The following is a 5,404-nucleotide window of genomic DNA, read 5'->3' as shown; positions in this document are numbered from 1 at the left end:
CAGGCTGGCGTCTACGGCTGGAGCGCCTTCGGGTTGAACAGCACCACCCGTGCTGTGCGGCTCGGGGATGCGGCACCCGGCCCCGGGTACCGCGGACGATGCGGCCTCCTGGCTGCTGTCGATGATCACGTACTCCACACAACGCCATGCCTGACCTGCCGCGCAGGAGAACCGGCCGGTAACCGCAACATCGGTGCAACCGCCGGATGTTGGGCTTCGCGGGGCACCCAGGGTGCCGGACGGGGACACCGGTGTCAGTGCGGAGTTCTGCACTCTCACCCCGCCGCGCCGCACCCTGTCGGGCAACGGCTCGCCGGCTGCCGACCGGCCCGCGCCGCCATTCGGCTGCCGCCGGTCGTGTCAGTCCTCGCCTTCACCCGCGGCGAGCACCTCGGCCAGCTCCTGGGCGGGCAGGCGGGACCACTGGGCGACATCCTCCAGCGCCACGCCGGCAGAGACGGCTGCGGCGGCTGTGTGCACGAGGGCCTGGTCGATCAGGGCGGCACTGTGGCTGAGGTGCTCCAGCAGCGTGCGGGCCACCTCGGCAGTGGCGCCGCTGTGCACGCCGCGCAGCTCCATCAGCTGTTCGCGCGCCTCGTCGACCAACTGCGTGATGCGGAACCGCTGTTCGGCGCTCGCCGTGGCCCGCCACCGGGTCCCCGAGCCGCCCGACTGGGCTTCTGCCGCCACGACGCGCAGCTGGCCGGCCATCGTGGCGGGCTGCTGTTCCCGCTTCAGCCGCCACGGATCCTCCCGCCACCCCGGCGGCCCCGTCTCGTGGCGGCGGGCGCGCACGATCGCGCCACTCCAATCGTTCAGCGGGCTGCCGTGGTCGGCCGCAAGTTCGGGTCCCAGCCAGGTGCGGCCCACCCGCTCGCCCAGCCGGTGACAGAACGCATCGTCGGCGCCCCGCGCCCGAGGCTGCATCCCGCCGCTTGCCTGCCAGGCCACCTCAGCCATGGCCGGCTCCAGCAGCGCCCGCGCCACGACCACCACCTCCGGGAAGATCGCCGCGTCCCGGCCCACGATCCGCCACCACTCAAGCCGTGATCCCGCGTTGCCGCCCGCCAGTTGGTGCAGACGGCGCGGCCAGATCTCCTCCTGCTCCCAGTACAGAGCCTGCTCCCACCAGCGGGCCACCACCGCATGCGCCAGCATGAACGCCTGCTCCGGCTCCACCCCGGCGCCCACCGCACGCCGTGCCACGCCCGGCCACCGCCGCTGCGCGGCCACCACCTCCGGCAGCAGGCGCAGATCGAGGTGTTCCAGCGGCTGGTCGGCGTCCGCGTCCAGCAGCCAGCGCCCGTGCCGCAGGCAGACCCGCTGCCAGCGCGGCAGATACCGCACCGCCCGCAGCGCCTGCCCGGTGCGCCGCGCCGTGCACAGCCGGCAGCCGAACGCTGCTTCCCCCGCCACCGCGGCCGCCGCCCGCCACCGCGCCTGCGCTACCCCGGCCTCCCGGCCGGTGCTGATCTTGGGGTCGTCCATGGTGAAGGCCGGTAAAGCGTGCGCCAGCACCTCGCGCTTCACCCCGCACAACTCGGCGAGCACACCCCGCCCGGCCCCGTTGAGGACGACCTCCGCATCTGCCCTCACACCGCCGCCGTCGTGCCGGGCGGGGGAGTTGCGGCACGTCCAGAGATGCAGCACGCTGCTGGCTTCGAGACTGTAGCGGGCCGCCACCCGGCTGATCAGCGACGCGGTTAGCTCCCCGGCCAGCGGCACGGTCCGCAACACCCCGGCTGCCACACCTCACCCCCGATGTGCTCTTCGGCTCACACAGCGTCCCCATGTTTAACCCAACCCACGGCTGCACCGGTTGAAGCCAACCGGCGGACCAGCACACCATGAGGCATCAATAGGTCCCGGTTTGCACCGTTGACGGGGCAGTCCCCTCGCCCGTCGGCGCGTCAACGTCATCAAGACGGCAGCTCCTTGTCATCACAGGGGCTTCCGACCAGTCGAGCCACAACCACCTCAGAGCCTGCGGTGTCCGGACTGCCCACGGATATCGCGGATCCGGCTATCCGGGACCGGACAGCCACTTCGTGTCCAGCCGCGGGCCGTTCACCTGCGTGCCTAGAGAACTTTGGGATTGCCCACGCTTCACCGGGACCGGACACCGGCCACCCCGTGCCATCGAAGTTTGGTGAACGTGAGTTCGTGCCACCGAAGTGTGAGTGCGCTGGCCGCGGGCCGAGCTTGGCCCATCAGCACTCTGGAGACGAAGAGTGTCTGCTCGACTCGGCGATGGGTTTCGCAGCGTCGGGCAGTACGTCGGCGCCACCACGGTGCACATTGTCCATGCAGCGATACTCGCGTCTCACTCTGTTTGCATGTAAGTGCAGTTTTCCGGCTCTCCCCTGGTTCGCTGGTCGACTACCCGCAGGCCAGGGAATTGATCAGCGAATAGGTCCCTTCCTGAGCCGCGCGGCTGCCATCACGCGAGCCCTCGTCTCCCGCTGCGTCGTCTGCCTTGCCACCTGCCATTTTCTGGAGAGAACCCGAGGGAAACGCACCAAAAAGGACTGCAAGTCCCGGAGGGCGTACGGATGGCGCCGTCTTGGAGGCTACTGGCCGTTGGCGCCCAAGCTGACTGCGAGGCCGCTTCTTGATGAGTCGGGGCTGCCGAGTGCTCTTGGGCTGGGTGACCGGTGGCACCGGGCCGACCGGTGACGCGAAGGGAAGGGTTCGTACCCATGGGCGGTCAGATCGATCAGCGGATGGTGCTACTCCTGCTCGTCGGGAGCGGGGCAACGTATGCGGCCTTTGAATACCCGTCGTTCGGCACCGCGCTCTTGGTCGGCGTCGCGCTGATGACGCTGCTGCATCACCTGATGAAGAACCGGTGACTCGGGGCGCGTCGGTCCGGTCAAACTTCGATGGCACGCGCTCAGGATTTGCTGTCACAGGACAACCTCGTCATCGGCTTCTGAGCGGTGGTGATCAGCCATGGCATAACCGACGACCTCGCGGGTGGACAGGTCCAGCCAGCAGGCGAGGTAGAGCCAGCCCTCGGCAGTGGGCAGGCAGGTGATGTCGCCAACCAGCTTGATCCCGGGCCGCTCGGCCTGGAAGTCGCGGCCGATCAGGTCAGGAGCCGGCTTCGCCTTCTTGTCGGGCCGGGTCAACGAGCGGCGCTTGCGCCGGGTGACGCCTCGGATGTCGCGCTCGCGCATCACGCGGGCGATGCGCTTGCGGTTCACCCGCCGCCCCAGACACCGCAGTTCGGCGTGGATGCGGGGGACACCGTAGGTGCGGCGGGAGGCGACGTGCAGCACCGTGATCTCGTGCTCGAGCGCGTCGTCGGCGTCCTGCCGGGCATGGCGGGCGGCCTCGCCCTCGCGCCACGCGTAGTAGGAGGAGCGGGCGACGTGCAGCATCCGGCACAACAGAACGATCGGGTAGTTCGCCTTCTCCGCATGGATGAACCGGCACAACTCGCTCACCGGTCGTTCTCCTTCACGAAGAAGGCGGTCGCTCTTTTCAGGATCTCGATCGTCTGCTGCTGCTCGCGGTTCTCCCGCCGCAGCCGCTTGAGCTCCTCGCGCTCGGCACTGCTCAATTCGCCGGGAGTGCCCTCGCCCCGCTCCGCCTTCGCCTTGCGGTACCAGCCGCGCAGGGACTCGGAGCTGATGCCGAGTTCCCGGGCGACCGCCGTGACCGTCTTGCCCGAGGAGTCGACGAGCGCGATCGCGTCCCGCTTGAACTCTTCGGTGTACCGCTTCGTGTACCTGCTTCCCACCTGGTGCTACTTCCTCTGGAACCTCAAGGTCCCAGTCTCCAGGTGTCCACTATCAAGGGGAAGCTTCAGACACCACAATCGGATGCATCTGAGCCAACATATGAGCTCAAAGAACTGAAGGATTGCATCCGATTGAATGCCAAGTCTCCCCGCTTCTGCGCGATCTGTGCTTCCAGGTCTCTTACTCTAGCCGCGGCCGCCAACTGCTCTTCCTTTCCCCGGCGTTCCGCCTCCAGCCGCTCAAGGCGGATCTTCATCTGAAGGTTCTCGATCTCGCCTTCCAGCCTCTGGCAGGCTTCCTCCGCTTGGCGTGCCCGCTCCTGCTCCCATCGCAGCTTCTCCTGGAGATCCGCTGTTTCTAGGTGCAACTGGGCGATGGCCGCTGCCGCCTCGTCACGTTCGCTGCTCTGGGACGACTCCAGAGCCCGCATCTCACTCTGAACAATGCTCAGTTCCTTCTGCTTGAGCTTGATCTGAGTAACTAGTGTCTCGTGATTCCGTTTGAGTCACCTGGCGTCGATGGGCTCGTTGGTCCCGGCATGGATCTCTCTTCTGAACAGCTGGATGACTTGCGGGAGTTGGCGAGCTCGCGTCACGTGTCCGCTGATGTGGCCCTGCGGGCCCGGATTGTGTGGTGGTCCGCCGAGGGGCGGCGGCGCAAGGACATCGCCGAGCTCGCCGGAGTGGTGCCGGTGACGGTGGACCGATGCAAGGCCCGCTATGCCGCGCGTGGGCTGGCCGGCCTGGAGGAGAAGCGCCGTGGAGGACCGCGCGATCAGGTGCCGCCACAAACACGGGGACGGGTGATCGCGCTGACGAAGATGTCGCCTCCGGCCGAGTCGGGTCTGTCGCACTGGTCCACGCGGACCCTGGCCGATCACCTGAGGCGGCGCGAGGGAATCTCGGTGTCCTGGCACTACGTCGCGAGGATCTGGCGCGAGGAGAATCTCAAGCCGCACCGCAGCGACACCTTCAAGATTTCCAAGGACCCGGCGTTCGCGGACAAGGTCGCCGACGTGATCGGCCTGTATCTGGCTCCGCCGGGCGGTGCGGTGGTGCTGTCCATCGACGAGAAGACACAGATCCAGGCACTGGACCGGACCCAGCCCGTCCTGCCGGTCACCTTCGCGGCCACCGAGAAACGCACCCACGACTACATCCGACACGGCACCACGAACCTGTTCGCCGCCCTGAACGTCACCACCGGCGAAGTGCTCGGCGAGTGCAGGCCGAACCGGAACGCCGTGAACTTCCTGGCCTTCCTGAAGAAGGCCGTGAAACCGCACGCCGGAAAGGACATCCACGTCGTCCTGGACAACCTCTCCACGCACACCACGCCAGAGGTGAAGGCGTGGCTGTCGAAGAACCCGCACGTCCATTTCCACTTCACCCCCGTCGGCTCGTCGTGGCTGAACCAGGTCGAGATCTGGTTCGGGATCCTGACCCGGCAGTCGATCCGCCGCGGCACGTTCTCCAGCGTCAACGTCCTGATCAAGCAGATCCGTGACTACATCGACTCCTGGAACGAGAACGCGAAACCCTTCACATGGACCGCGACCGCCGGTGAGGTCCTCGCGAAGGTCCGCCTCGTCCAGACCAACATGAAGAAGCTGGTCAGGAACAACTCGAAGTGACACAAACGGAATCACGAGACACTAG

At 67.3% G+C, this 5,404-nt stretch carries 6 protein-coding genes; 2 read left to right on the top strand and 4 right to left on the bottom strand.

Annotated elements, in window-relative coordinates:
- Nucleotides 1-360: 360 nt before the first annotated feature.
- Nucleotides 361-1,749 (bottom strand): DNA-binding protein, encoded by a 1,389-nt coding sequence (locus tag H4N64_RS43715; RefSeq protein ID WP_472910316.1) that lies wholly within the window; start codon nucleotides 1,747-1,749, stop codon nucleotides 361-363.
- Between the two features lie 950 nt (nucleotides 1,750-2,699).
- On the opposite strand from H4N64_RS43715, the gene H4N64_RS43710 reads away from it, so the two are divergent.
- On the top strand, nucleotides 2,700-2,852 hold the full coding sequence (locus tag H4N64_RS43710; protein WP_186288192.1) for a hypothetical protein: 153 nt from the start codon (nucleotides 2,700-2,702) through the stop codon (nucleotides 2,850-2,852).
- A 54-nt stretch (nucleotides 2,853-2,906) separates the two neighbouring features.
- On the opposite strand, the gene H4N64_RS43705 is transcribed toward H4N64_RS43710, so the two are convergent.
- From H4N64_RS43705 to H4N64_RS43695, 3 genes are all read right to left on the bottom strand, one after another.
- Nucleotides 2,907-3,449 (bottom strand): IS3 family transposase, encoded by a 543-nt coding sequence (locus H4N64_RS43705; RefSeq protein WP_186288191.1) that lies wholly within the window; start codon nucleotides 3,447-3,449, stop codon nucleotides 2,907-2,909.
- Complete coding sequence (locus H4N64_RS43700) at nucleotides 3,446-3,745, bottom strand: transposase (protein ID WP_186288190.1); 300 nt, start codon at nucleotides 3,743-3,745, stop codon at nucleotides 3,446-3,448. The genes H4N64_RS43705 and H4N64_RS43700 overlap by 4 nt, the downstream gene beginning before the upstream one ends.
- Nucleotides 3,746-3,810: 65 nt before the next feature.
- A complete protein-coding gene (locus tag H4N64_RS43695) occupies nucleotides 3,811-4,176 on the bottom strand; it encodes a hypothetical protein (protein WP_186288189.1) in 366 nt (121 codons plus the stop codon).
- 165 nt (nucleotides 4,177-4,341) lie between these two features.
- On the opposite strand from H4N64_RS43695, the gene H4N64_RS43690 reads away from it, so the two are divergent.
- Nucleotides 4,342-5,379 carry an IS630 family transposase gene (locus tag H4N64_RS43690; protein WP_336246980.1) on the top strand — a complete coding sequence of 346 codons (1,038 nt, stop codon included), beginning with the start codon at nucleotides 4,342-4,344 and terminating at the stop codon, nucleotides 5,377-5,379.
- Nucleotides 5,380-5,404: the final 25 nt, after the last annotated feature.

Origin of the sequence: Streptomyces cupreus (genome assembly GCF_014257025.1) — a bacterium.
In the GTDB taxonomy this organism is placed as follows: domain Bacteria; phylum Actinomycetota; class Actinomycetes; order Streptomycetales; family Streptomycetaceae; genus Streptomyces; species Streptomyces cupreus.
This window is presented reverse-complemented; position numbering and strand designations above follow the sequence as displayed.